This is a genomic window from Streptomyces sp. NBC_00158 (genome assembly GCF_045160885.1).
Taxonomy (GTDB): domain Bacteria; phylum Actinomycetota; class Actinomycetes; order Streptomycetales; family Streptomycetaceae; genus Streptomyces.
In genome coordinates, this window is sequence record NZ_CP108161.1 from 3035441 (window position 1) to 3060011 (window position 24571).

A 24571-nucleotide genomic window follows, 5' to 3' on the forward strand; every position below is an offset into this window, starting at 1 on the left:
CCGTGTCCCGTCATGTGCGCGTACCCGGGTCAGGCCTTCGGGGCGGCGGGGGTGGCGGGGGTGGCGGGGGCTGCGGCGGTGACCTCGATGGTGAGGATCAGCTCCGTCTTGTCCGCCGTGAGCAGCCGCAGGTGGTACGTGCCCGCGGGGACGTCCGCGGTGAGCAGCGCGGGCAGGGCCACCTTGCCGTCGGCGCCGGTCCTGAACGCCTTCGTGAACAGCTTCTCCTCGGCCGTTGCGCCCTGGAACCACGGACCCTTGGCGGTCTTGGCGTCCACCGGGGTCCAGGCGCCGCCGGTCTTCTCGACGAGCGTGGCGGTGAGCTCCGCGCCCTCCACGGGCTTGTCGCCACGGGCGAGCAGGTACTGCAGGCCCGTGACCGCCGTACCCGCGGCGACCTTCACGCTCTTGGTGCCGGTGAGCACGACGGGCTTCTCGGCCGGCTTCTCGGTGGTCCTGCCGTCCAGGGCCACGGTGAACTGGCTCTTGGCGTCGTAGGCGGTGGCCCGCAGGGTGAAGGTGCCCGCCTTCGGGCCGGCCTTGAGCCTCGGGGTGGTGGCGATGCCCTGGGCGTCGGTACGGACGATCACGCTGGACTCGTTGCCGAAGACGAAGCCCGTGCCGCCGGTGGTGTCCTGCTCGACGGCGACCACGACGGCCTGGCCGACGGCCGGCTTGCCGTCGCTGAGGACCGCCTTGAAGCGGGTGCCCTCCGCGAAGAGGCCTCCGGCCTCGGCCTCCAGCTTCGTGTCGCCGACCCGCTCCAGCTTGGCCAGGGTGGCGGGCGCCGGGGTGGGCTTGGAGGGCTCCGGGGTGGGCGTCGGCTTCGACGGCTCCGGGGTGGGCTTGGGGTTCTGGTTGCCGTTGCCCGGGTTGGAGGGGTTCGTCGGGTTGTTCGGCCGGGTGGCGGGCGGCTGCGGGGCCGGAACGTTCGGGGTGGGGATGGTCGGCGTGGGCGGCGTCGGGTAGTTGCCGACGGGCGGGTTCGGGATCCCGGCCGTGCCGTCCTGCTGGTACTGGCGCATGTAGCCGAGCACGGAGTTCACGTACTCGCGCGACTGGTTGTAGCCGAGGATCGCCTTGTCGAGGTCGGCCGGGAGGGAGAGGTCCTTGCCGCCGGAGCAGAGGTAGAGGCCCGCGCCGAGCGACGCGTCGTAGATGTTGTTCGCGTCGCGCTTGCCGTCCCCGTTGCCGTCGGCCTTCCAGGTGGCCCAGGTGGAGGGGATGAACTGGAGCGGGCCGAAGGCGCGGTCGTACTCGGTGTCGCCGTCGAACTCGCCCTTGTCGGTGTCGAGGATCTTCGCGAAGCCGTTGCCGTCCAGGCGGGGGCCGCGGATCGGCTTCTCCGTGGTGCCGTCGGTCTTGAGCCCGTAGCCGGAGGCGTGCACGGACTCGACCCGGCCTATCGCCGCGACCAGCGCCCAGGGCAGCTTGCACTTGGGCAGGGCGGCGGCGACGGCCACCTCGGAGCGCTTGTAGGCGTCGAGGGCGGTCGCGGGGATGCCGGAGGCGCCCTCGGTCGTGTTGCCGCCCGCGCCGGCGGCCGGCGGGACGACCGGGTCCGCGAGCTGGCCCGGCAGGTCGAGGCGGGCGTCGCCGCGGTCGGTGGCCTGCGGGCTGTCGGGCGTGGGCTCGGCCTCTCCGGCGCCGGCGACCGGGGTGTTGGTCACGACGGCGGCCGTGGTCAGGCTGGCCGCGAGCGCGGCCGTGCAGAGTACCTTGCGTGAGGTGTTGACTACGTGGCGGTGAAGCGGCTTCACGGTGCGGCGATCCCCCCAAGGCGGCCGTCAAAGGCGTACGGCCGGTCGGGCCGCGATTGTTCTGTCTATCAGGTATTCCGACACGACTCACCGTCGCCCCCGGAGATATGACGCACCATTCGTCTCGGCTTCACCCGGCTGTGGCCCAGGACGTCCAGCCCGGCTCCGGCGGCCCTCCGGCCCGGCCCGGGAGGGGACCTTCGGCCCTGTCCGAAACACCCCAAAGACCCGTACTGGCACGACTCGTTGGCCTTTACCCTGGTCTGCATGGCGAGCAGCAGCAAGAAGGACCACCGCCGCGAGGCCCGGGAGCGGCTCCGGGCGGAGCGGGAGGCCGGGGCCCGGCGGGCGCGGCTGCGCGGACGGCTGCTCGTCGGCGGGGCGCTGGCGGCCGTACTGGCGGTCGCCGTCGGGGTGGGCTCGTATGCGGCGGGGCGGGCCGGTCCGGGGAAGAGCGAGGCGGCCGGCAAGCCGTTCCTGCGCCCGGCGAACACCACCGGCGAGGACGGGGTGGTGGTCCCGTACGGCAGGGCGGACGCGAAGGACGTGGTGTCCGTGTGGCTGGATCCGCGGTGCCCCTTCTGCGCGAACGTGGAGACGGGCCTCGGCCCGGCCCTCAAGGAGCAGGCGGACGCGGGGACCTACCGCGTCGAGTACCACTTCGCGACCTTCCTGGACGGGGGCCTGGGCGGCAAGGGCTCCAAGCGCGCGCTGAACGCGCTGGGCGCGGCGGTGAACGAGAGCCCCCAGAAGTTCGTGGAGTACCTCCAGGTGCTCTACGAGAACCATCCGGCCAGGGAGACGGACGACGAGTTCGGCTCGACGGACACCCTGCTGGACCTGGCCGGGCGGGTGCCGGGGCTGCGGACACCGGACTTCGACCGGGCGGTCGAGGGGCTCTCGTACATGCCGTGGGTGGACGAGGTGTCGAAGGCGTTCGGCGGGAGCGGCAAGCGGGGCACCCCGGTGGTGGAGGTCAACGGCAAGGAGGTGGGGGTGCTGTCGGGCCGTGGGGAGGCGATCGCTCCGGACGCCTTCGCCCAACTGGTCGCGGCGAACCGGAAGTCCTGAAACGTAACAGGCGCTGTGACACGGGCCTGGTACGTTTCAGGCCAATCGAGCGCACTGGTGTTCGGCACCCCTCTTCCGTGGGCCCTTCCGTGAGAACGCCCGGAAGCGGAAACGGAATCGGAACCGGAACCGGTCCGAGGGGTCCCGCCGGTCGCCGTTGCCTGCCTGCCGCCGATCCCGAAGGCCCTCCCATGAGCACTCCGCCGCCGAACCCCTACTCCGGAGCCCCCGTCCCGCCCGGCCCGCACCCCGGCGCCGCCCCGGCCGGGCAGAACCCGTACGGGCAGCCCCCGGCGGGCGCGAACCCGTACGCGCAGCAGCCGGGCGCGGGGCAGAACCCGTACGGCTACCCGGCCCCGGGCCACCCCGCCCCGGGCCACCCGCAGCACCCGCAGTACGCTGCGCCGTACCCGCACCCGCACGCCCAGGCGCCCGGCTGCCGCCAGTGCGGGGCCCCGGAGACGGCGAACTTCGCGGTCCGCGCGCACGTCGGCGTACTGATCCTGATGCGCTTCCACACCCTCAACGGCCCGTTCTGCCGCCGGTGCGCCCGGTCGCTGATCCGCACCATGACCACCAAGACCCTGTGCCAGGGCTGGTGGAGCCCGTTCTCCCTGGCGATCTTCACGCCGTTCACGCTGCTGTGGAACCTGTTCGCGGCGATGAAGTACTCCAAGCTCCCGGAGCCCACCCCCGCGCCGGGCCGGCAGCCGCTGGAGGAGGGTCCGCCGGTGCACGCGCGGCCGCTCGCCTACGTGGCGATCATCCCGCTGCTCTGGGCCACCTGGGTCGCCGTGAACATCTTCCTGGACGTGAGCGGCCGCCGCTGAGCCCCGCCGGGCCCGGCCCCTGGCGCCCGGGCCCCGCACCCCTTCACACCGGCGCCCCGCACCCCTACCCTGACGGCCCGTCAGATCCTTTGATCCGAGCCGCCAGGGGGCACGTGATGCTGCTGCGAGGGAAGACCGTCGTCGTCTCCGGTGTGGGGGCCGGTCTCGGCCACCAGGTGGCCGCCGCCGTGGTCCGCGACGGCGGCAACGCCGTCCTCGGCGCCCGCACCCAGGCCAACCTGGCCAAGTCCGCCGCCGAGATCGACCCCGACGGCGCCCACACCGCCCACCTGCCCACCGACATCTCCGACGAGCGGCAGTGCGAGGCCCTCGCCGCGCTCGCCCTGGAGCGCTTCGGCCGCATCGACGCCGTCGTGCACGTCGCCGCCTGGGACTCGTACTTCGGCGGCCTGGAGGACGCCGACTTCGGGACCTGGCAGCAGATCATCGACGTCAACCTCCTCGGCAGCCTGCGCATGACCCGCGCCTGCCTGCCCGCCCTCAAGGCCGGCGGCGGCTCCGTCGTCTTCATCGGCACCCAGTCCGCCGTGGCCGCCCCCAACGAGGTCCGCCAGGCCGCCTACGCCGCCTCCAAGGGCGCCCTGACCTCCGCCATGTACTCCCTGGCCCGCGAGCTCGGCCCGCACCGGATCCGCGTCAACACCGTGCTGCCCGGCTGGATGTGGGGCCCGCCCGTACAGGCCTTCGTCACCTTCACCGCCCACACCGAGGGCGTCCCCGAGGCCGAGGTCCACCAGCGCCTCGCCGACCGGATGGCCCTGCCCGACCTCGCCACCGACGGGGACGTCGCCGACGCCGCCGTCTTCCTCGCCTCCGACCGGGCCCGGGCGATAACCGGCCAATCCCTGCTGGTCAACGCCGGTGAGCTGATGCGATGAGGCCCTCCACCGGAATCCGGACGGATCGTATGCTCGCCACATGACCACTCCGAGTGACGCCCCGACCGACAACGCGATGCGCCGTGCGCTGCGGCGAGCCCGCGACGGCGTCGCGCTCGACGCTGCCGAGGCGGCCGTCCTCCTCCAGGCCCGCGGCGCGGCCCTGGAGGACCTGACCGCCTCCGCCGCCCGGGTCCGCGACGCGGGGCTGGCGGCCGCCGGCCGGCCGGGCGTGATCACGTACTCGAAGAGCGTGTTCATCCCCCTCACCCGCCTCTGCCGCGACAAGTGCCACTACTGCACCTTCGCCACCGTCCCCGGGAGGCTGCGCCGCGCGGGCCACGGGATGTACATGTCCCCCGACGAGGTCCTCGACATCGCCCGCCGCGGCGCGGCCCTCGGCTGCAAGGAAGCCCTCATCACCCTCGGGGACAAACCGGAGGACCGCTGGCCCGAGGCTCGGGAATGGCTGGAGGCGCACGGCTACGACGACACGATCTCCTACGTGCGGGCCATCTCCATCCGCATCCTGGAGGAGACCGGGCTGCTGCCCCACCTCAACCCCGGGGTGATGTCCTGGTCCGACTTCCAGCGCCTCAAGCCCGTCGCGCCCTCCATGGGGATGATGCTGGAGACCACCGCCACCCGCCTGTGGTCGGAGCCCGGCGGCCCGCACCACGGCTCCCCCGACAAGGAGCCGGCCGTCCGGCTGCGCGTCCTGGAGGACGCCGGCCGCTCCTCGGTGCCCTTCACCTCCGGGCTGCTGATCGGCATCGGCGAGACGTACGAGGAGCGCGCCGAGTCGCTCTTCGCGCTGCGCCGGATCTCCCGCGCCTACCACGGCGTCCAGGAGCTGATCATCCAGAACTTCCGCGCGAAGCCGGACACGGCCATGCGCGGGATGCCGGACGCCGAGCTGGACGACCTCGTCGCCACGATCGCCGTCGCCCGCCACATCATGGGCCCCTCGGCCTGCCTCCAGGCCCCGCCCAACCTGGTCGACGGGGAGTACGCGCGCCTCATCGGCGCCGGCATCGACGACTGGGGCGGCGTCTCCCCCCTCACCCCGGACCACGTCAACCCCGAGCGGCCCTGGCCCCAGATCGACCTGCTGGCCGAGCAGTCGGCCGGGGCCGGTTTCGAGCTCCGCGAACGGCTCTGCGTGTACCCGGAGTTCGTGCAGCGGGGCGAGCCGTGGCTGGACCCGCGCCTGCTGCCCCACGTACGGGCCCTCGCCGACCCGGAGACCGGTCTCGCGAACCCGGACGCGGCCGTCGTCGGGCACCCGTGGCAGGAGCCGGACGACTCCTTCGCCTCCTACGGGCGCACCGACCTGCACACCGCGATCGACTCCGAGGGCCGCACCGGCGACCGCCGCGAGGACTTCGACGAGGTGTACGGCGACTGGGAGGCCCTGCGCGAGGCCGCGGCGCCCGGCATGGTGCCCGAGCGCATCGACACCGACGTACGGGCGGCCCTCGCGCAGGCCGCCGACGACCCGGAGGGGCTCTCCGACGAACAGGCGCTGGCCCTGCTGCACGCGGACGGACCGGCGCTGGACGCGCTGTGCCGGATCGCGGACGACCTGCGCAGGTCGGTGGTGGGCGACGACGTCACGTACATCGTCACTCGCAACATCAACTTCACCAACGTCTGCTACACCGGCTGCCGGTTCTGCGCCTTCGCGCAGCGCCGCACCGACGCCGACGCCTACACGCTGTCCCTGGAGCAGGTCGCCGACCGCGCGGCCCAGGCCTGGGACGTCGGCGCGGTCGAGGTGTGCATGCAGGGCGGCATCCACCCGGACCTGCCGGGGACGGCGTACTTCGACATCGCGCGGGCCGTGAAGGAGCGGGTCCCGGGCATGCACGTGCACGCCTTCTCCCCGATGGAGGTCGTCAACGGCGCCACCCGCACCGGGATGTCCGTACGGGACTGGCTGACGGCCGCCAAGGAGGCCGGGCTGGACTCGATCCCGGGCACGGCGGCGGAGATCCTGGACGACGAGGTCCGCTGGGTGCTGACCAAGGGCAAGCTGCCCACGGCGGACTGGATCGAGGTCATCACGACCGCGCACGAGCTGGGCATCCGCTCCTCGTCGACCATGATGTACGGGCACGTGGACCAGCCCCGGCACTGGCTCGGCCACTTCCGCACCCTGTCCCGCATCCAGCAGGAGACCGGGGGCTTCACCGAGTTCGTGACGCTGCCCTTCATCCACACCAACGCCCCCGTCTACCTGGCGGGCATCTCCCGGCCCGGCCCGACGGTCCGCGACAACCGGGCGGTCACGGCGATGGCGCGGCTGCTGCTGCACCCGCACATCCCCAACATCCAGACGAGCTGGGTGAAGCTGGGCGCGGAGGGCGCGGCGGAGATGCTCCGCTCCGGGGCCAACGACCTGGGCGGCACGCTGATGGAGGAGACGATCTCCCGGATGGCGGGGTCGAGTTACGGCTCGTACAAGTCCGTCCAGGACCTGGTCGCGGTCGCGGAGGCGGCGGGCCGGCCCGCGAAGCCGCGCACGACCCTGTACGGGGAGGTCCCGCAGGAGCGCCAGGACGCGGCCCGCGCCTCGGACGGCCACCTGCCGGAGCTGCTGCCGGTCCTGGAGCCGTAGTGCGCGCGGGAGCGGGGCCCGCCGGCGTGCGGGCCCCGCTCCCGTGTTCCTCCCTCCCGGTCAGCCGACCAGGAGGTCCTTCTTCAGCTCGCGCAGCTCGCGGGCGTCGACGCCGAGGCCGTCCTTGAGGTAGCGGTCGAAGGTGCCGTACTCCGCCTTGACCTCGTCGTAGCCGGCGTTCAGGTACTCGGGCCGGACGTCGAGGAGCGGCTTGTAGACGGCCGCCTGCTGGGCCGGGAGGTGCGAGAGGATCGCGTCGTTGGCGGCCTTGCGGTAGTCGTTGCTGGCCAGGTAGTCGGCCATCACCGTCTCCTGGGGGACGCCGAGGGCGGTCAGCAGGGCGGCGTTGGCCCAGCCGGTGCGGTCCTTGCCGGCGGTGCAGTGGAAGAGCGCGGCGCGGCCGCGGTCGCTCCGTATGCCGTCGAGGACCTGCGTGTACGCCTTCTTGCCGCCTTCGCCGCTGACCATGGTCTTCTCGGCGTCGACCATGGCCTTGACGGCCTCGTCGGGGGACTTGGGCAGGGTCTGGAAGGAGCCGGAGCCCGCGAAGACGTCGGCGACGACGTGGTTCGCGCCGGCCGGGACCTTGTCGGCGTCCTTGGTGCGCTCGTCCTGCGTGCGCAGGTCGAAGACGGTGCGGACGCGCAGCCGCTCCAGCTTGGCGAGGTCGTTCGGGGTGAGCTTGTTCAGGGCGTCGGAGCGGTAGACCTCGCCCATCTTGACCCACTGGCCGGGGGCGGTGCGGTAGCCGCCGGCGTCGCGGAAGTTGGCCGTGCCCTCCAGCTTGATCAGCCGGTCGGCTAGGCGCAGGCCCTGGCCGTGGTCGGGCTGGAAGTCGAACCACTGGCGGTCGGCGGCGGGCAGTCCCCTGACCACGGCCTCGCCGCGGGCGCCGCCCTTGGCGACGACCTTGCCGCCCGCCTTGACCGCGACGCGCTTGGTGCCCTTGGTGTTCCACTTCAGGGTGTACGAGCCGTCGGCGGCGGCGGTGACGGTGGCCTCGGTGAAGGGGATGGCGGAACGGTCCTGGTGGCTGCCGAACCACTCCCAGTCGGCGGCGGAGGCGGTGGGGACGGCGACCAGGGAGGCGGCGAGTGCGGAGGCGACGACGGTCGCGGCGAGGAGGGCCTTCTTCATGCCTCCGAGGCTGTGGGCGCCCGGCGAACGCCGAATGAACGATGCGTGGCCGAAAACGACCGGGTCGGAGGCGAGTGGCAAAACGTGCCACCTGGCTGGGTGCTGGCCGGAACCATTCGCATTCCGGCCGTTCTCCGGTCAGTTACGGGCGACCCGCCAGAGCGCTTCCGAATCCGACCGAACCCGTCCACTACAGTGCGCGTCCTGAGCCTGGGGGGACGGCATGGACACGACGACGGATGGCTCCGCGGATGGCTCCGCCGGTGACACGGGGGCGGGGGCGGCCGCGGTCGGCAGCGCGGTGGGCCGTACGGCGGCGCCCGGCGCGGCCGACGCGCGGGGCGGCGGTACGACGGACACGGCGGTGCTGCGGGTCGTCACGGCCGGGGTGACCGGGTCGGCCACGACGGGCGTCGCCGCCCGGGCGGCCTCGGCCGGAGCGGCCCGAGCGGCAGCCGGCATCGCGGCGGCGGCCAAACCCTCCGGGGGCTCGGACGCCGGGCACACCGGGGTCCCGGACCCCGGCCCCGGAGACCCCGCAGTCGCGGCCCGCGGACACGCGGGAGCCACCGCCGGGGGCGCGGGCGGCGGCCTCGCGGGAGCCGCCGGGGGCGCGGGCGGCGGCCTCGCGGGAGCCGCCGGGGGCGCGGGCGGCGGCCTCGCGGGAGCCGCCGGGGGCGCGGGCGGCGGGCCCGGCTCGGGCACCGGACCCGCAGGAGCCCCCGGAGCCACCGCACCGGGACACGCGGGAGCCACCGCCGGGGGAGCCGCCGGGGGCGCCGGCGGCGGGCCCGGCTCCGCGGGAACGGCCGGGGCCGGGCACCCGGGGGCCACCGCGGGGGCGACGGCAGGCACGGCCGCCGGGCACACCCGGCGTGGGGAACCCGGCTCCACTCCAGCCACCGCCGGAGGCACAGGCGCGGGGCTGCGGTCCACCGGGGCCGGGCTGTGGGGGCGGATCGAGCAGCAGGACTTCCGGAGCCGGGTGCGGGGGGTGCTGCTCGGGGGCGCGCTCGGGGACGCGCACGGCCGCCGGGGGGCCGTCACCGCCGCCACGCAGCTGACCATGTTCACCGTCGACGGCCTGATACGGGCCCACGTGCGCCGGGACACCGGCGGCTGGCACCCGCCGACCGACGTGCACCGCGCCTACCGCCGCTGGTACGCCACCCAGCACGACTGGGGCCCCGACGAACGCCGCGAGGACAACGGCTGGCTCGGCAACGAGGAGTGGCTCTACGTCCGCCGCGACCCGCAGCGCGCCTGCCTGACCGGCTTCGGCGACGACACCCTCGCCACCTTCGACCGCCCCAAGAACCCCACCGCCCGGGACGCGGCCGCCGCCCTCCGCTCGGCCCCCTTCGGGCTGCTGGTCGGCTGGGAACCCGCGCTGGTCCTCCAACTGGCCGCCGAGTGCGCGGTCCAGAGCCACGGCCACCCCGCCGCGTACCTGTCCGCCGGGGCCTTCGCCGTGATCGTGCACGGCCTCGCCCGGGGCGTCTCCCTCGACACCGCCGTCCGGCGCGCCCTCGCCCTGCTCACCGCCCGCCCCGGCCACGAACCCGTCACAGGGGCCCTGCACCGCGCCCTCGCCGCCGTCACCCGGGGCGAGCCCGGACCCGACGCCGTCGAAGCCCTCGCCACCGGCACGGACCGCACCGCCGAGGACGCCCTCGCCGCCGCCGTCTACTGCGCCCTGGTCGCCGAGGACGTCCCCCACGGCCTGCGCCTGGCCGCCTCCGGCGACGGCGGCCCCCTGTGCGGGGCCCTGCTCGGCGCCCTGCACGGCGAGACGGCCCTCCCGGCGCCCGCACTGGCCGAACTGGAAGGCCGGGCCCTCCTCCTCCAACTGGCCGACGACCTCGCCCTGGAGCTCACCCAGGGCCCGTCCCTGCACGGCCCCGCCATCACCACCTCGGCCTGGCTGACCCGCTACCGTTCCTAGCGATGTTGGCCGCTGTTGGCCGGATCGCCGCGAACCGGGCCGGCCGGTTGTCTCCCCGAACGGTCTTGGGAAACGGGGGACAGCGCGAGCTGGTCGCTTCGGTCCCGGCAGGTCTTGCTGCCCTGGTGGGGCGTGCCTGTGGTCCTCGGCGGGCTCGCGGTCCCGCGCGCCCTGGGGTGGGGGACGGTCTGGCCGGTAGCTCTCCGCTCCACGATCCTCTGGTCGTGTGCGGTCACACCTGGCCGACGCCGTGCCCCGTGTCCGAGGGCGCGCCTGCCGATCGCCACCGCGGCCGCGTGGTGGCCGGTGACGACGACGGTCTTCGACTGCTGCTGGAGAGGCTGCTTCCAGTGCTGTGCTCCCCAACGGGAGGTATAGGCGGGATCGACCGCAACGACGACGAGCCCCGCGTGGTGGGTCATGCCGCGCACACGTTCCCGAAAGCCGGCGGTGGGGAGTCCGGCGACCGTGCGGCGAAAGGCCTTGCCGCGACTGCCGCGGCCCATGGTTTCGCGGCCGATCGCGCGGGCGTCGTCGAAGCCGAGGTTCTCGACCGCCAGACCAGCGCAGTCGTTCGCCTTGGCGAGGTGGATGAGTTCGCTGATCGCCTGCCGCAGTCGTCCGTCACGCTGCGATGTGCGTCCGGTCAGGTCGGCGGGCACGGTGACGGGCTGGCCCACCGGGTTGCCGTGCGTGTCGATGACGCATGCGGCGAGGTGGCCTGCGTTGAGGTCCACGGCCAGCAGCCGCACACCAGTGGCGGCCAGCTCGGCCGGGGTGGGCAGGACCGCTTCCGGAGCGGACCAGGACGCGTCGAGATGCCAGCGGCCACGTACGGGGTCGTGGGTGATGTCGTAGCGCACGGCCCGGTGGGCGGTGACCCGGTCCAGCCATTCCTCGCGGCGGTGGTCGAAGGTGACGGTGCAGGCGAGGCGGTAGCGGCCGCGTGGCGCGTTCGCCAGGTGCCGCAAGGGTTCGGGAAGAACGATCGTGACCGTGCCCTCGACCGGGCCCACGCTGATCGTGTAGTTCCCGAACGGCGCCCCCGACTCCCCATCAGCGGTCAGGAACAGTCGGGCCGCCTCCCACCGCTCCCGCCACCCGGCCTCACTGACACCGGCGTCCGCGAGGTGGTGCCGCACCTTCGCCAGACGGCGGCCGCCCACAACGACCGCCGGACGCCCGGTCTCGATACGAGCCTCCACAGCGGCCAAACGTGCGGTGAGCACCTGCAACCGGCTCTGCTTCTGCGCGCGTTGGGCCGGGCTCGGATAGCCCCGGACACCGCCCGCCCGCTGCCCACACGGCACCGCAAGACGCTGACGGATCCCAGCGATGGCCCGGCGCAGGGAGGCCTGCTCATCGAACAGACACCGCAGGGAAAGCTGGTACTGATCCTCACTGGCGCGGGTGATAGCCCCCGCCCAGCGCGAAGACGACACCCTCGTCAGCGCCCGCTTGCGCTCCGCCCGCCGATTCCCCTTCACCGGCACCCGGCCAATCCGCACCCGCTCAGCCAAATCGGCCCGGGCACACCCGCCCAGATGTTCGCCGACGACCCGCAAGACCCGGGCATCCTCGGCGGAGACGCGCAGGCGATCCCTGATCCGCGCACCCGCGGGAGCGGACACGATGAATGGCGCAGCCAGCGCACGCAGTACACGCTTCGGCTCCCGCTCTCTCCCACCGCGCGCCACCGGCCACCCCCTCCCCATCCCCTACACCAGTACGGACGTTCCCCAATCAGACTGACGTCTCAACGAAGCCATCGCGCCTGCAGCGCCTCGCGTTCACCCGTACGAGGCAGTCGACCGCCAACCACGGCCAACAACCGAATCAACTGCCGGCCACCCGCGCACCTGAGCGGACGCGCCACGGAGTCCCCGTACGCTCCGGCGCCCTGCCCTCCGCACGCCCGAGCCCGTACCTTGGCCCTCCCGACGTCTCGGAGGTGTCCTCACCCATGCGGATCGCCACGACCATCTTCCTCACCGACCGCACCGTCTCCCCCACCCGCCTCGCGCACTCCCTGGAGGAACGCGGCTTCTCCGGCCTCTACCTCCCCGAGCACACCCACATCCCCGTCAGCCGGGACACCGACGCCCCCATGGGCGGCGAACTCCCCGCCCAGTACGGCCGCACCCTCGACCCCTTCGTCGCCCTCGGCCAGGCCGCCGCCGTCACCGAACGCCTCCACCTCGGCACCGGCATCACCCTCGTCGCCCAGCACGACCCCATCGGCCTCGCCAAGCAGGTCGCGACCGTCGACCACCTCAGCGGCGGCCGCCTCACCCTCGGCATCGGCTACGGCTGGAACATCGAGGAGGCCGCCGACCACGGCGTCGACTGGCCCACCCGCCGCGAACGCGTCCGGGACCACATGGCCCTGATGCGCGCCCTGTGGGCACCAGAACCGACCGCGTACGAGGGCCCGTACGGCTCCGTCCGCGCCAGCTCCGCCCACCCGAAGCCGGTGCAGGCCCCGCGCGAACTCGCCCCCGGCAAGCCGCTGTACGGCCCCCGCACCATGATCGGCGGGGCGGCCGGCCCGAAGCTGTTCGCCGCCATCGCCGACCACGCCGACGGCTGGCTCCCCATCGGCGGCCGCGGCCTCACCGAGTCCGTCCCCGTACTCCGCCGGGCGTGGGAGGACGCCGGCCGCGACCCCAAGGACCTCCAGGTGGTCCCGTACGCCGTCCAGCCGACCCCCGGCAAGCTCGGCCACTACGCGGAACTGGGCATCGAGGAGGTCGTCCTCCAGCTCCCCTCGGCACGGGAGGCGGAAGTCCTGCGCACCCTGGACGACTTCGCCCAGTACCTCTGACGGAACCGGACGACCCCGCCCCGGCGTGTCTGCGGGTGGCCGCCACCTGCCCGGACGGCTGCCAGACTTGGCCCGCCCTGCAACCGACTCGCCCCTGGGGGACTTCCCGTGCACAGCAACCTGCGTATCTCCGTCGCCGCCGCAGCCGGAGTCGCGGCCGTCCTCACCCTGACCGCCTGCGGCAGCGACAGCAAGCCGGCCGACGCCAAGAAGCCGGACACCACCTCCGTCCCGCCGGCCTCCGCCCCGGCGGCCACCCCCAGCGCGGGCGGCGGCGCGGCGGTCCCCTCGGGCAGCCTGGACGGCGGCTGGATCGCCATGGCGACCCCGGGCAAGGGCGTGGTGCTCACCGTCAAGGGCCAGAAGGCGTTCGTGGTCGAGGCCGCCACCGGCCTCACCTGCGAGGGCACCGCGAGCGGCTCGGCCCTGGACCTGAAGTGCCCGGCGGGCGCCACCCGTTCGAAGGGCAAGGTCGACTCGGTCGACGCCACCACCCTGAAGGTCACGTGGGAGGGCGCCGGCCAGGACACCTTCCAGAAGAGCGAGCCGGGCAAGCTCCCCTCCCTCCCGGCCCTCCCGAAGTCGTAACCCGTCCGGCCCGCACCGCCCCGCCACCGCCCCGCCACCGCCGCCCCGCGCGCCGGTGGCGGGGCGGTCGCGCGATGCGGGCGGCCGTGCCCCGTTCTACGCTGGAAGGGTGCCGGTGAACCCGGGGCGCGCAGCGCTGGGCTTCGCGACGACCGCCGGGACCCGCGCGCCCCGGAAGGGGCTTAAGCGGGAGGCGCACCGCTCACCCGCACCCCACGCATCGGAACGACTCCACGCTTGGAGTATTCGATGACCACTCTCCGAGAAACCCCCGGCCTCCGCAGGCGCGTGGCCGGCATCCTCGTCGTCTGCGGTGCCGTCGGCGGCATCACCGCCATCGGCGACAGCGGCACCGCCCTCGCCGATTCGGCCTCTGACCGTCCGGCCCACGTGACCGGCGCCCCGCCGTTCGCACCGCTACCCGGTCCGGACACCCCGGTGGCGGTGACCCCGCCCCCCGAGCCCCCCGAGCCGAGTCCCTTCGACGAGGACACCTGCCTCAACGGCAAATTGCCGGACTCCACCGTCAGCACGGAGGTGCACGACATCGCGGAGGTCCCGTGCTCCGCCCCCGACGCCCACTACCGCGTCATCCAGCGCTTCCACCGCACCACCGACATGGACCTCTGTAAGGCCAACCCCAGGAACGAGTACAGCTTCTCGCACAGCTACACCCGCAACGGGGTCCCGGTCACGGACATGGAGTACGTCTACTGCCTCGTCGGTCTCGGCAGCTACGCCCGTCCCGCGTCCTGAGCGGCCTCACCCCCCGAGGTCCAGCCAGGCCGTCTGCACGGCCACCCGCACCACCTCACCGGACGCCGACCGGCCCACCCACACCGGGTAGACGCCGTCGCCGCCGGTGCAGAACACCGCCAGGTCCGCGCCGAGGCTCCCGCCGTCCAGGTTCATGCCGGCCAGGGAATCGGAGAGCCGGTCGTGCTCCGCCGAACCCTGCCACCGCGCCCGCTCCAGCAGGTCGCACAGGTCCGGCCAGGCCTCGGCGTCGCCGAAGGCACCGCCGGCCGCGTCCGTGCCGAACCCGAAGGCCTCGCCCTCGCGGAGCCGGATCGTGTCGTCACCGGGCCCGAGGGCCATCTCCCACACTGCCACCGGGTCGTCGCCGATCCGCAGCCGGACGGCCGCCACGTCCTCGTACGCCCCCCAGTGCTCCTCCGCCACCCGGACCAGGGCCGCCTCCATCGGGTACGCGCCCGGCGGCACGTCCACCGTGATCCGGGACAGCCCCTCCCCCGTGTCCGGGCAGGCCACCGCCAGCACCCCGCTCGGCACGCGCACGCTCCCGCACGGCACCGGGTCCAGGACCTCCAGCCCGGGCAACTCCGTCCCGGCCCGGAACACCCGGTCGAAGTCGGCGGGCCCGCGCAGCCGCGACGGCTCCCGCCGCCACCCGGGCGCCTCCGCCCCGGGCAGCGCGCCGACCCACTCCGGGAGCACGTCCGCCACGGGCAGCCCCGCCCAGTCGTCGAAGCCCGGCCGCACCGTCCACAGGTCCGCCTCGGCCACCTCCACCTCGGCCTCCAGGGAGTCACCCCGCATCCCGCCCGGCTGGTGCGAGATCCGGGCCGTGCCGTCGGAGGACAGCTCGACCGCCGTACGGGGGCAGTCCGGGTCGAACTCGGCCGTCCGGGCGTCCGGGAACCGCCGCACGAACAGCCGCCGCACCAGCAGCCGCCCCGCGTCCTCCCGCAGCCGCAGCTCCGCCTCGGCGGTCCCGCGGCCCTGCTCGTCGTACGCCCAGGCTTCGACGAAGCCCGCCTGCCAGGCCACCATCCGCACCCCGAGCGGCACTTCACGCCCCGGAGCCCGGTAGACCACCGCGTACGGCAGCCCCTCCGCGTCCCGCGCCCGCGCCTCGTCGGGGGTCAGCTCCCGCCCGCCGGTACGGGACCCCGCGTGCCAGGACTCCTCGTACGTCACGTACGCCGTCTCAGGCATCGGCGGCGACCCCGTCCGGCTCGGAGAGGATCTCGGGCATCCCCTCGACCAGCACCACCACGCTGACCAGCTCGCCCGTCTCGGAACGGCCCAGCCAGACGGGGTAGGTGCCGTCCCCGGTCGTCGCGAAGGCCATCAGCTCGCCGCCGGTGGCCGCGTCCCGGGTGCGGTGGATGAACATCGACCCGTCGTCGAGGTCCTCGTACCCGTCGAGGTCCGGCTCCCCGTCGATCAGCCCCCGCTCGAAGAGCGAGAGGAGGGCCTTGAAGGACCCGCCGTCGGCGAAGCAGCCGGTGGCACCGTCCGTGCTGAACCCGGCTATCTGGTCCTCGATGAAGATCCGGAGGTCGTCGTCCGCCCCGAGGGCCATCTCCCAGGACGCTGCGGGGGTCTCGCCGAGGAGCAGCCGGACGGCGGTGGGGTCCGTGGTCTCGACCTGGGCGTCCCGCCACTCGCAGTGGTAGCCGTACTCGACCCTCGCCTCGTCGAGGACGTACTCCCCCGGCGGGACCGGGACCGTGATGTGCGGTCCGCCGTCCGCGTCGTCCGGCCCGGAGACCGCCAGCAGCCCGCTGGGCACGCGCAGGGTGCCGACGCGGTGCGGCTCCACGACCGTCTGCTCGGGGTGGTACCCGTCGGTGACCCGCACCCCGGGCCGGAACAGCTCACCGATCCGGCCGGGCTGCGCGGGACGCGGCGCCCGCCAGCAGGTGGCGGGTGCCTCCCCGGCGTCGCCCTCGGGGACCTCGGCCGGCTCGAAGAGCGGCGGCTCCGTGAGCCCGTGCACCTTCGCCGAGAGCAACGGCCACTCCCCGAAAGCGGGCCGGTCCATCCAGCGCTGCTCCTCGGTGAGGCCCGCCACGGTGGAGTACCCCCGGGGCTCCTCCCTCCGCAGGCCCCTCCCGTCCGGGAGGAGGTCCAGGACGATGCGCGGGCACTTCGGGTCGAACTCCGCCGTCTCCGGGCCCGGGTACCTCCAGGCGACGGCGTACCGGTGGAACAGCCGCGCGGGGTCGTCCAGCAGCCGCATGTCCAGGTCGTTGGTGCGGCGCCCCTGCTCGTCGTAGACCCACAGCCCGACGTGGTGGTCCCGCCAGGAGACGAGCCGGACCTCCAGCGGCGCCTCCCGGCCCGCCGTCCGGTACACCACCACGTACGGCAGCCCGGCCGCGTCCCGCTCCCGGGCCTCCCCGACGGACAGCGGCCGCCACGCAGTACGGGACTCCGGGTCCCACGCCTGCGCGTACCCCACCTCGACGACCATGACCGCTCCCTGCCCTTGCGCCCTTGCATGTGCCAGAGCAAGGTAGCCGCCCTCTGTGACAGCGCCCCTAGGGGGCCGGGCGGCGGGCCAGCTCGGCCCAGACGGTCTTGCCGATGATCCGGTCCATGACCCCCCAATCGGTCGCGAGGGCGTCCACGATGCGCAGCCCGTACCCGGACTCCGCCTGGTACGCGTGGGGCCGCACGGCGGGCCGCCGGTCCCTGCGCGGGTCCGACACCTCCAGCCGGAGCACGCCCTCAAGCAGCGTCATCCGCAGCTCGAAGTCCCGCCCGAGGACGCGGCCGTGGGTGACGGCGTTTGAGGCGAGCTCGGCTACGAGGAGCCCGGCGTCGGTAGAAAGCCCGGTCCCTTCGGGGACGCCCCAGTCGTGCAGCGAGACGAGGGCGAGCTGCCGGGCGAGGCGGGCGCCGCGGGGGGTGCAGCTGAAACGCTGAGTGAACACGCGTACGAAGGCCTGGGGGTGGCCGGAGGTTGCCGTCATGGCTAGAACGTCCCGTGTGGGCAGGGGAGTTCCCAGCAAGGCGACTACTACTGTTGAAGAGTAGTAGTCCAGTGGCTGGACAGGCGCAGTCACCGACCGTGAGCATGATTGGTCGGGAGGTGACCGTGATGACGGCTGGCGAGGGCAGCAACGGTGACAACCAGGTGGAGCCGGATCCCGACCTGCGGAACTTCGGTGATGTGCTCAAGGCGTCGCGCAAACGCGCCGACCTGACGCAGGAACAGTTCGGCCCACGGGTCGGCTACTCGGTGCAGTACGTGGCGTCCGTGGAGCAGGGCCGACGACACCCGTCCGTGAAGTTCGTGAACAAGGCGGAAGAGGTGCTGGACGCCTTCGGGGTCATCCAGATCGCGGCGAAGCAGCTGACGCGCAGGCGCGGGATCGCGTCGTGGTTCAGGCGGTGGGCCGAGCTGGAGGAAACGGCCGTCGCACTCAATACGTACGAGTGCAGGGTGGTCCCGGGGCTGCTCCAGACGGAGGCCTACGCGAGGGCCCAGATCCAGAACGTGCCGCCCATGCCCACCGCTCAGGAGGCGGACGACCGGATAGCACGCCGCTTGGAGCGACAGAAGCTGCTCACTCGGACCCCCTACGCGTCCTTCAGCTTCATCATCGAGCAGACGGTGATCGAGCGGCAGACGGGAGGCCCTGAAGTGTCCCGAGGACTGATCGACCGCCTGCTTGAATGCGCCCGGCTCCCCAATGTGGACGTCCAGCTCATGCCGACGGTCAGCCCGGAACACTCGGGCACCGATGGCCCCTTCCAGCTCCTGGAAACCCAGGAGAACGAGTGGTGGGGTTACAGCGAAGGACAGCAGTCGGGCCAGGTCCTGTCCGACCCGAAGGACATCAGCATGCTCCACCAGCGGTATGCCAAACTTCGCATCCAGGCCCTCAATCCCGCAGACTCTGCGGGCCTGTTGATGCGAATGCGAGGATCCCTGTGAACAGCTCCCAGCTCCGGTGGTTCAAGAGCAGCTACAGCGGCAGCCAGGGCGACAGCTGCGTCGAGGTCGCCGTCTCCTGGCACAAGTCCACCTACAGCAGCGGGGACGGCGACAACTGCGTCGAGGTCGCCACCTGCGCCGACACCGTCCACGTCCGGGACTCGAAGCTCAGCGCCAGCCCCGAGCTGGCGGTCAGCCCCGCCACCTGGACCGCGTTCCTCGGCGGTGTGACCGCCTAGGCCCGTACAGCAGCCCGCCGTTCGCCGAGCGGCGGGCTCCTGCACGCGTGTTTCAGCTCAGCGGCAGGTCCAGCCGGGCCTCGCTCCCGCTCACGGAGGCGACCGTGGTGGTGGTGAGGGCCGGGAGGTCCGAGCCCGCGTAGGAGTAGAGCGGGTCGCGGCTGTTGACCACCAGGGCGAGGCGGTGCCCGGCCGGCAGGTCGTAGGACGCGGCCTGGAGGGACCAGGTGATGGTGGTCTCGGCATTCGGGGTCAGGCCGGTCGCCGTGTACGGCTCGTGGGTGATGATCCGGGCGGTGCCGTCCGGGGCGACGTCGTACAGGTACGCGATCACGGTGGCGGCGTCGACGCCGCTGCGCACCGACAGCCGCACGGTGGCGGTGCCCCGGATCCGGCGGGCCACCTCACCGGGGCCGGTCAGCGGGTCGGTCGACCAGACCAGCAGCTGGGCGCGCTCGAAGTCCGCGAGCTTGTACTCGTTGGGGTTGCCGAACCACTCCCGCTGCCCGGTCTTGAGCAGCTCGCCCGCGCGGGAGGAGGTCAGGGCGCCGGCCTCGAAGTCCCGGGACCACCCGGAGGTGGGCTTGTCGGTCAGCGCGCCGTCACCGGAGCCGCCGGTACCGGTGAGGTACCACGACTCGCTGCCGGTGGTGGCCTCGGACCAGGAGTCGTACGTCTCACGGAGCGCCGGGACGGTGATCAGGTTGGAGCCGCCCGGGATCGCGATCGTCTTGTAGGTGAACATGCTCTGGCTCTTCACCACCTGCCAGTTCGGCACCTCGTTGTCGGCGCCGAGCAGGTGGTGGTCCAGCCACTCGTAGGCCTCCCGCGTCGGCTCCGCGAGCCCGGGGAACGGCAGCCCGGTCACCAGTCCGGCCAGGCCGGGGCCCTCGGGGGCGCCGTGGTCGCCGATCCACAGGTTCAGCCGCTTCGGCACGGTGAGCCGCTCGAAGTGGTCGAGCACCGGGTTGACCGGGAACAGCGTCTCGTGCCAGGTGTTCGAGATGAACGTCGGGACGCCCCGCGCGTTCGTCTGGTCGACGTACGTCTCCGGGGAGCGCTCGGTGCCCCACGCGACCACCTCGTCGAGGTTCCGGCCGCTCAGGAAGTCCTTGAGGAGCTGCTGGGTCCCCTCGTCGAACTTCTCCTCCAGCGGGCCGCCGGTGAAGGCGATCAGCGCCTCCACGGCCGCCAGGTGGCGGGTGCCGTTGTCGTACAGGCTGGTGGCGAGGTTCCCCCAGGTGCTCAGCGCGACCACGGCGGAAACGCGGTCGGCCGGGTCGTGCGCGGCGACCAGCTGGCTGATCCCGGAGCCGTAGGACTCGCCGAGGAAGCCGACCCGGCTGGGTTCGAACGCCTCCTGCGCGTAGTCGATCACGGAAGAGCCGTCGGTCCAGTCGTCGGGCCCGGCCACGTTGACGAAGCCCTCGGACGTCGACGGCCAGCCCTTGATGCCGATGCCGCGCGGGGAGTAGGCGAGCACGTGGTAGCCGCGCTGCGCCAGCTTGAGGTAGGCGTAGAGGAAGGGCAGCCAGCCGTACGGGTTCCAGCCGGCGGGCACGATCACCACGGGGCGCGGGGCGTCGCCCTTCAGCTTGATGCCGAACGCCGACAGCCGGACACCGTCGTTCGCGGTGATGCGGGGGAGCGTGATCGTGGCGGTCCGCCGCACCGCGGCCACCAGCTCCGCGAGCTCCGCCGGGAGTTCGACGCCCTCCTCGCCCTGGAGGGAGGCGAGCAGCGCCCGGGACACGTCGACGACGGCCTCGCTGACGCTGTGGCCCGGGCCCCAGATGCCGTTGGTGGCGATGTCGGTGAGCGTCGCTTCGGTGACCGAGGGGGACTGGTCACTGGTCATTCGGAAACCACCTTTGCTCTAAACGGATACCGATCGGCATCCTGATCAGATCGAGGCGGACCAAACTGATACACAGTCAATCTTCATCATAAGCAGTGGATTTACCGCAATACGCCCTCTCGTGCGCCGCATCTGGGCTAGGGCGGCGGGATCGGGCCCGGCGCCGCCACGCCCGGGGCCGGACGCCAGAAGCGCCCGTCAGGCAGGGCCTGACGGGCGCCGAGGAAGTAGTCGGCATCGCGCTGGAACCGGACGCCCGGCACGGCGCCGCGTACGTGCGCCCAGATACCCGGCGCCACGCGGTACTCGCCGCACACCATCCAGGGGTCGTCGCCCAGCACGAAGAGGTGCCGGATCTTGAGGAACTGGTCCCGGGAGAGGGACACGGACTCGACTATCTCTTCGTCCACGTCCCCGAAGCCGGTCAGGTCCCAGACGAGGTTGTACCCGTCCGCGAATGGATAGTCGCTGCTCATCTCGCTCAAGCTAGGCGGCCCCCACGGGCCGCCGCACCTGCTTTTCCCGGCGCTCAGGCGCCGAACACCGCGTCGATGAGCGTGCCCTGGACCTTGGTGAAGGACTCGGCGGTCTTCATCATGTCGAGCCGGGCGTCGCTGGAGGTGAGCGAGGCGGTCAGCGTCGTCCGGCCGTCCGGGGAGCTGTACATCAGGGCGCCCCAGCCCCAGAAGCCGCCGTTGTGGGTGTAGAGGGTGCCGTGCTCGGTCTCCTGGACGATCAGGCCCAGGCCGTAGGCGAACTTGGTGTGCGGGTCGCGCATCTGGTCGAGGAGTTCGGCGGGCAGGAGCTCGCCGCGCATCAGGGCGGAGAAGAAGGTGTGCAGGTCCTTGGTGGTGGAGATCATGTCGCCGGCGGCGGAGATCCAGGAGGGGTTGGCGCGGGTGACGTCGGCCGTCTTCCACTCCTCGCCGTCCTGGTAGGCGTAGTAGCCGTGGGCGTGCGGCTCGGGGATCTCGGGCGAGGCCTCGGGGAGGAAGGTGCCGGTCAGGCCCAGCGGGGTCAGGATCCGCGCCTGCATCTCCTCGGCGAAGGGGCGGCCGGTGACCTTCTCGACGAGGAGGCGGAGGAGGACGTAGTTGGTGTTGGCGTAGCTCCAGTCCGTGCCCGGTTCGAAGCGGGCGGGCTTGGCGAGGGCGAAGCGGACGAGTTCCTCGGGCCGGTAGGTGTGGAGGAGCTTGTCCACCCATTCCCGGCCCTGCCAGTCGATGCCCGGGGCGATGGTGCCGTCCTCGTAGTACTCGCCGGTGAAGTTGAAGAGGCCGCTGGTGTGCTGGAGCAGCATCCGGACGGTGATGCGGCGGTCGAGCCCGTACTCGGGGAGGTGGTCGTCGACGGTGCTGTCGAGGCCGATCCGGCCGTCGGCGACCAGCTGGAGGACGAGGGTGGCGGTGAAGGTCTTGGTGTTGCTGCCGATCCGGAAGTGGCCGTCGGCCTGCGGGGCGGTGCTCCCGCCGAGCTCGCGTATCCCGGCGGCGCCGGTCCACTCGCCCCGCTCGTCGTTGACCCGCACCAGGACCCCGGCCCAGGCCTCGTCCGCGGCGATCTCCTCGATGGCCTTCTGCAGTTCCGGACGGTCGTTGTTCGGCGTGACGGACATGGTGGTGTGCTCCTTCGGGTGGGTGTGGGTGGCTGCGGGGCGGGCGGGATCAGACGGTGCGGGCGGTGATGTCGCCGGCGGCGGTGGTGGCGTGGATGGTGAGGGTGTCGCCGCCGCCCGCGTTCTGGAGGGCGTTGCTGATGCGGCCGTAGGAGGTGCCGGCGTCGAGGGTGGCGGAGACTCCGCGGGCGGCGCCGACGGTGATGTCGCCGTGCTCGGTGCGCAGGGTGACGGTGCCGGTGGTGGCCTCGGCGATCGTCAGGTCGCCCTTCTGGGTGCGGATGTCGGCGGAGCCGGTGAGGCGGCCGACCGTGATGTCGCCGGCGGCGAGGGCCAGGCGGACGCCGGCGGCCTCGTCGAGCTTGACGGTGCCGTGGGCGCTCTCCAGGGAGACGTCACCGAGGCGGCCGGTGGTGGTGAACTCGGCCGAGGCCGTCTTCGCCTCGACGCTGGACCCGGCGGGCAGCTGGACGGTGACGCTGACGGAGCCGGAGGCGCCGAACGCCTCGTTCTTCTGCGGGGTGCTGATCCGCAGGACGCCGCCCTGGAGCTCGACGGTGGTCTCCTCGGCGGCCTTCACGTCGCGGCTCTTGCCGGCGTTGGCGGGGAGGACCTCGACGGTGGTGTCGGCGCGGTCGGTGGCGATGAAGCGGATGGTGCCGGCGGGGATGTCGAGGATGGTGGCGATCGCGGTGGTGGTGGCGAAGTTCTGCATGGTTTCCGTTCCTTCGGGTTTGTGTCGCTCGCTGTTTCCGATGACCTGAACGCTACGTCGCGTTCACAACCTGAGCAACAACTTCGTTGCGAAGAATCCATATCACCGCAGGTCAGACAGCAAATTTCGTTGCACCGAACCTAAATCTAACGCAACGCCAGCTCTACGATCGTTGCAACAGCTTGGATTTGAACGCTACGCTGGGCCCGCAGACGGAGCATCAGCAGCGCGAAGGAGACCGCACATGCCGGGAGGCAGGCTCACCCCGCAGGAACGCCAGCAGATCGCACTGGGCGTGGCCGACGGCCTCGCCTACGCCGAGATCGCCCGGCGCCTCGACCGCCCCACCTCGACGGTCACCCGCGAGGTCATGCGCAACGGCGGCCCCGCCGGCTACCGCGCCGACCTCGCCCAGCGCGCCACCGAACACCGCACCCACCGCCGCAAGCAGGCCGCGCCCCGGGGCCCCCAGGCCCCCGCCCTGTCCCACGGCCGCGACCCGGAGGCGGTGGCCGAGTACGAGGAGATGTTCGCGACCGTCCTGATCCAGTCGGGCCTGCCCAAGATGACGGCCAAGGTCCTCGTCGCCCTCTACATAGCGGACTCCGGCACCCTCACCGCGTCCGAACTCGTCCAGCGGCTCCAGGTCAGCCCCGGCTCCATCTCCAAGGCCGTCGCGCTGCTCGAAGGCCAGGGCCTCATCCGCCGGGAACGCGACGACCGCCGCCGCGAGCGCTACATCGTCGACGACGACGTCTGGTACGAGTCGATGATGGCCAGTGCCCGTTCCACCGCCCTGCTCGCCGAGACCGCGCGCAAGGGCGTCAACGTCCTCGGCCGCAACACCCCCGCCGCCACCCGGCTGGAGAACATCGGCCGCTTCGTCGACTTCGTCTCCGAGAGCATCGTCCGGGCCGCCGACCAGGCCCGCGAGATCCTGCACACCAAGCCCGAACAGACCCCGTAGGGACATCGGGCAAACCAGCGTGTCGGCGGGCGATGAGTTCCGCCGGCGCGTGCAGTCTCAATCCTCGTCCGCACCACGCGGGACACGGAGGAGGAGACAGACCATGGCACGGCAGCAGCTGCTGAGGGTGCAGAACTTCAACGTCTCGAACGACGGGTTCGGCGCCGGCGAGAACCAGAGCCTGGAACGGCCCTTCGGCCACGCCGACCCCGGAACCATGTTCGCGTGGGCCGGCGCCACCGCCAGCTGGCCGGGCCGCACCGACCCCGGCGGCAGCCGCGGACTCGACGACTACCTCACCCGGGACTTCGCCAACAACATCGGCGCCGAGATCATGGGCCGCAACAAGTTCGGACCCCAGCGCGGCCCCTGGCAGGACCACGAGTGGCAGGGCTGGTGGGGCGACGAGCCGCCCTTCCACACCCCGGTGTTCGTGATGACCCACCACGAACGCCCGTCCTTCACCCTCTCCGACACCACCTTCCACTTCACCGGCGCCGAACCGGCCACCGTCCTCGCCCGGGCGAAGGAGGCCGCGGACGGCAAGGACGTGCGCCTCGGCGGCGGGGCCACCACCATCCGCGAGTTCCTCGACGCCGACCTCGTCGACACCCTCCACGTCGCGGTCTCCCCCGGGATCGAGATCGGCTCCGGGACACGGCTGTGGAAATCACCCGACGAACTCCTCGACCGCTTCCACCTGGACGTCGTCCCCAGCCCGGGCGGCAGCGTGATCCACCACCTGTTCTGGCGGAAGTGACGACCGCGCCCATATGCGGTGGACAGGGGTCGGAGCCTGATCGATAGTGC

The 24571-nt window shown here is 72.7% G+C and carries 22 protein-coding genes; 12 read left to right on the plus strand and 10 right to left on the minus strand.

All coding sequences use genetic code 11. From position 1 onward, the window contains the following. Window positions 1-29: 29 nt before the first annotated feature. On the minus strand, window positions 30-1760 hold the full coding sequence (locus OG553_RS13815; RefSeq protein ID WP_405979261.1) for a lytic transglycosylase domain-containing protein: 1731 nt from the start codon (window positions 1758-1760) through the stop codon (window positions 30-32). Between the two features lie 267 nt (window positions 1761-2027). Here OG553_RS13815 and OG553_RS13820 point away from each other — a divergent pair, with 267 nt between their 5' ends. From OG553_RS13820 to OG553_RS13835, 4 genes are all read left to right on the plus strand, one after another. Further along, window positions 2028-2831 (plus strand): thioredoxin domain-containing protein, encoded by an 804-nt coding sequence (locus OG553_RS13820; RefSeq protein ID WP_405979262.1) that lies wholly within the window; start codon window positions 2028-2030, stop codon window positions 2829-2831. A 191-nt stretch (window positions 2832-3022) separates the two neighbouring features. Then, entirely contained in the window at window positions 3023-3661 is a 639-nt protein-coding gene (locus OG553_RS13825; RefSeq protein ID WP_405979263.1) for a hypothetical protein, read from the plus strand. A 116-nt stretch (window positions 3662-3777) separates the two neighbouring features. Then, on the plus strand, window positions 3778-4560 hold the full coding sequence (locus OG553_RS13830) for an SDR family oxidoreductase (RefSeq protein WP_405979264.1): 783 nt from the start codon (window positions 3778-3780) through the stop codon (window positions 4558-4560). Window positions 4561-4600: 40 nt separating this feature from the next. Next, entirely contained in the window at window positions 4601-7180 is a 2580-nt protein-coding gene (locus OG553_RS13835; RefSeq protein ID WP_405979265.1) for a bifunctional FO biosynthesis protein CofGH, read from the plus strand. A 60-nt stretch (window positions 7181-7240) separates the two neighbouring features. On the opposite strand, the gene OG553_RS13840 is transcribed toward OG553_RS13835, so the two are convergent. Next, window positions 7241-8317 (minus strand): tyrosine-protein phosphatase, encoded by a 1077-nt coding sequence (locus OG553_RS13840; RefSeq protein WP_405979266.1) that lies wholly within the window; start codon window positions 8315-8317, stop codon window positions 7241-7243. A 925-nt stretch (window positions 8318-9242) separates the two neighbouring features. Between OG553_RS13840 and OG553_RS13845 the strand changes: the two genes are divergently transcribed. Beyond that, complete coding sequence (locus OG553_RS13845; RefSeq protein WP_405983033.1) at window positions 9243-10262, plus strand: ADP-ribosylglycohydrolase family protein; 1020 nt, start codon at window positions 9243-9245, stop codon at window positions 10260-10262. Here the strand turns inward: OG553_RS13845 and OG553_RS13850 are convergent. Further along, window positions 10259-11893 carry a hypothetical protein gene (locus tag OG553_RS13850; protein ID WP_405979267.1) on the minus strand — a complete coding sequence of 545 codons (1635 nt, stop codon included), beginning with the start codon at window positions 11891-11893 and terminating at the stop codon, window positions 10259-10261. The two genes, OG553_RS13845 and OG553_RS13850, sit on opposite strands and share 4 nt — an antisense overlap. 332 nt (window positions 11894-12225) lie before the next feature. Between OG553_RS13850 and OG553_RS13855 the strand changes: the two genes are divergently transcribed. From OG553_RS13855 to OG553_RS13865, 3 genes are all read left to right on the plus strand, one after another. Next, on the plus strand, window positions 12226-13086 hold the full coding sequence (locus OG553_RS13855; protein WP_405979268.1) for a TIGR03619 family F420-dependent LLM class oxidoreductase: 861 nt from the start codon (window positions 12226-12228) through the stop codon (window positions 13084-13086). 108 nt (window positions 13087-13194) lie between these two features. After that, a complete protein-coding gene (locus OG553_RS13860; protein ID WP_405979269.1) occupies window positions 13195-13674 on the plus strand; it encodes a hypothetical protein in 480 nt (159 codons plus the stop codon). A 249-nt stretch (window positions 13675-13923) separates the two neighbouring features. Further along, window positions 13924-14430, plus strand: a complete 507-nt coding sequence (locus tag OG553_RS13865; RefSeq protein WP_405979270.1) for a hypothetical protein — start codon at window positions 13924-13926, stop codon at window positions 14428-14430. A gap of 6 nt (window positions 14431-14436) precedes the next feature. On the opposite strand, the gene OG553_RS13870 is transcribed toward OG553_RS13865, so the two are convergent. The 3 genes from OG553_RS13870 to OG553_RS13880 form a co-directional block, all read right to left on the minus strand. Further along, a complete protein-coding gene (locus OG553_RS13870) occupies window positions 14437-15633 on the minus strand; it encodes a DUF4241 domain-containing protein (RefSeq protein WP_405979271.1) in 1197 nt (398 codons plus the stop codon). Further along, window positions 15626-16897 (minus strand): DUF4241 domain-containing protein, encoded by a 1272-nt coding sequence (locus OG553_RS13875; RefSeq protein ID WP_405979272.1) that lies wholly within the window; start codon window positions 16895-16897, stop codon window positions 15626-15628. Before OG553_RS13875 ends, OG553_RS13870 begins: the two co-directional genes overlap by 8 nt. Before the next feature lie 67 nt (window positions 16898-16964). Continuing rightward, window positions 16965-17399 carry an ATP-binding protein gene (locus OG553_RS13880; RefSeq protein WP_405979273.1) on the minus strand — a complete coding sequence of 145 codons (435 nt, stop codon included), beginning with the start codon at window positions 17397-17399 and terminating at the stop codon, window positions 16965-16967. A 104-nt stretch (window positions 17400-17503) separates the two neighbouring features. Between OG553_RS13880 and OG553_RS13885 the strand changes: the two genes are divergently transcribed. Together OG553_RS13885 and OG553_RS13890 are read left to right on the plus strand one after the other, a co-directional pair. After that, window positions 17504-18367, plus strand: a complete 864-nt coding sequence (locus OG553_RS13885) for a Scr1 family TA system antitoxin-like transcriptional regulator (protein WP_405983034.1) — start codon at window positions 17504-17506, stop codon at window positions 18365-18367. Then, window positions 18364-18606: a DUF397 domain-containing protein gene (locus OG553_RS13890; protein ID WP_405979274.1), complete on the plus strand. Its 243-nt coding sequence runs from the start codon at window positions 18364-18366 to the stop codon at window positions 18604-18606. Before OG553_RS13885 ends, OG553_RS13890 begins: the two co-directional genes overlap by 4 nt. Window positions 18607-18658: 52 nt before the next feature. Here the strand turns inward: OG553_RS13890 and OG553_RS13895 are convergent, their stop codons facing one another. From OG553_RS13895 to OG553_RS13910, 4 genes are all read right to left on the minus strand, one after another. Next, a complete protein-coding gene (locus OG553_RS13895) occupies window positions 18659-20464 on the minus strand; it encodes an alpha/beta fold hydrolase (protein ID WP_405979275.1) in 1806 nt (601 codons plus the stop codon). A gap of 137 nt (window positions 20465-20601) precedes the next feature. Further along, the gene (locus OG553_RS13900; protein ID WP_405979276.1) at window positions 20602-20940 is read right to left on the minus strand and encodes a hypothetical protein; all 339 of its coding nucleotides are present in this window, start codon (window positions 20938-20940) and stop codon (window positions 20602-20604) included. Between the two features lie 53 nt (window positions 20941-20993). Continuing rightward, complete coding sequence (locus tag OG553_RS13905; protein WP_405979277.1) at window positions 20994-22079, minus strand: serine hydrolase domain-containing protein; 1086 nt, start codon at window positions 22077-22079, stop codon at window positions 20994-20996. Between the two features lie 49 nt (window positions 22080-22128). Next, window positions 22129-22794, minus strand: a complete 666-nt coding sequence (locus OG553_RS13910) for a DUF4097 family beta strand repeat-containing protein (protein ID WP_405979278.1) — start codon at window positions 22792-22794, stop codon at window positions 22129-22131. A 244-nt stretch (window positions 22795-23038) separates the two neighbouring features. Here OG553_RS13910 and OG553_RS13915 point away from each other — a divergent pair, with 244 nt between their 5' ends. Both OG553_RS13915 and OG553_RS13920 read left to right on the plus strand, forming a co-directional pair. Further along, window positions 23039-23761 (plus strand): MarR family transcriptional regulator, encoded by a 723-nt coding sequence (locus OG553_RS13915; protein WP_405979279.1) that lies wholly within the window; start codon window positions 23039-23041, stop codon window positions 23759-23761. 103 nt (window positions 23762-23864) lie between these two features. Then, window positions 23865-24521 carry a dihydrofolate reductase family protein gene (locus OG553_RS13920; RefSeq protein ID WP_405979280.1) on the plus strand — a complete coding sequence of 219 codons (657 nt, stop codon included), beginning with the start codon at window positions 23865-23867 and terminating at the stop codon, window positions 24519-24521. Window positions 24522-24571: the final 50 nt, after the last annotated feature.

Excerpts from the sequence above, each read along its gene's own strand:
- OG553_RS13820 (WP_405979262.1), top strand. The coding sequence starts at position 2,028 with ATGGCGAGCAGCAGCAAGAAGGACCACCGCCGCGAGGCCCGGGAGCGG.
- OG553_RS13825 (WP_405979263.1), top strand. The coding sequence starts at position 3,023 with ATGAGCACTCCGCCGCCGAACCCCTACTCCGGAGCCCCCGTCCCGCCC.
- OG553_RS13830 (WP_405979264.1), top strand. The coding sequence starts at position 3,778 with ATGCTGCTGCGAGGGAAGACCGTCGTCGTCTCCGGTGTGGGGGCCGGT.
- OG553_RS13835 (WP_405979265.1), top strand. The coding sequence starts at position 4,601 with ATGACCACTCCGAGTGACGCCCCGACCGACAACGCGATGCGCCGTGCG.
- OG553_RS13840 (WP_405979266.1), bottom strand. The coding sequence starts at position 8,317 with ATGAAGAAGGCCCTCCTCGCCGCGACCGTCGTCGCCTCCGCACTCGCC.
- OG553_RS13855 (WP_405979268.1), top strand. The coding sequence starts at position 12,226 with ATGCGGATCGCCACGACCATCTTCCTCACCGACCGCACCGTCTCCCCC.
- OG553_RS13865 (WP_405979270.1), top strand. The coding sequence starts at position 13,924 with ATGACCACTCTCCGAGAAACCCCCGGCCTCCGCAGGCGCGTGGCCGGC.
- OG553_RS13870 (WP_405979271.1), bottom strand. The coding sequence starts at position 15,633 with ATGCCTGAGACGGCGTACGTGACGTACGAGGAGTCCTGGCACGCGGGG.
- OG553_RS13875 (WP_405979272.1), bottom strand. The coding sequence starts at position 16,897 with ATGGTCGTCGAGGTGGGGTACGCGCAGGCGTGGGACCCGGAGTCCCGT.
- OG553_RS13880 (WP_405979273.1), bottom strand. The coding sequence starts at position 17,399 with ATGACGGCAACCTCCGGCCACCCCCAGGCCTTCGTACGCGTGTTCACT.
- OG553_RS13885 (WP_405983034.1), top strand. The coding sequence starts at position 17,504 with ATGATTGGTCGGGAGGTGACCGTGATGACGGCTGGCGAGGGCAGCAAC.
- OG553_RS13895 (WP_405979275.1), bottom strand. The coding sequence starts at position 20,464 with ATGACCAGTGACCAGTCCCCCTCGGTCACCGAAGCGACGCTCACCGAC.
- OG553_RS13900 (WP_405979276.1), bottom strand. The coding sequence starts at position 20,940 with ATGAGCAGCGACTATCCATTCGCGGACGGGTACAACCTCGTCTGGGAC.
- OG553_RS13905 (WP_405979277.1), bottom strand. The coding sequence starts at position 22,079 with ATGTCCGTCACGCCGAACAACGACCGTCCGGAACTGCAGAAGGCCATC.
- OG553_RS13910 (WP_405979278.1), bottom strand. The coding sequence starts at position 22,794 with ATGCAGAACTTCGCCACCACCACCGCGATCGCCACCATCCTCGACATC.
- OG553_RS13915 (WP_405979279.1), top strand. The coding sequence starts at position 23,039 with ATGCCGGGAGGCAGGCTCACCCCGCAGGAACGCCAGCAGATCGCACTG.
- OG553_RS13920 (WP_405979280.1), top strand. The coding sequence starts at position 23,865 with ATGGCACGGCAGCAGCTGCTGAGGGTGCAGAACTTCAACGTCTCGAAC.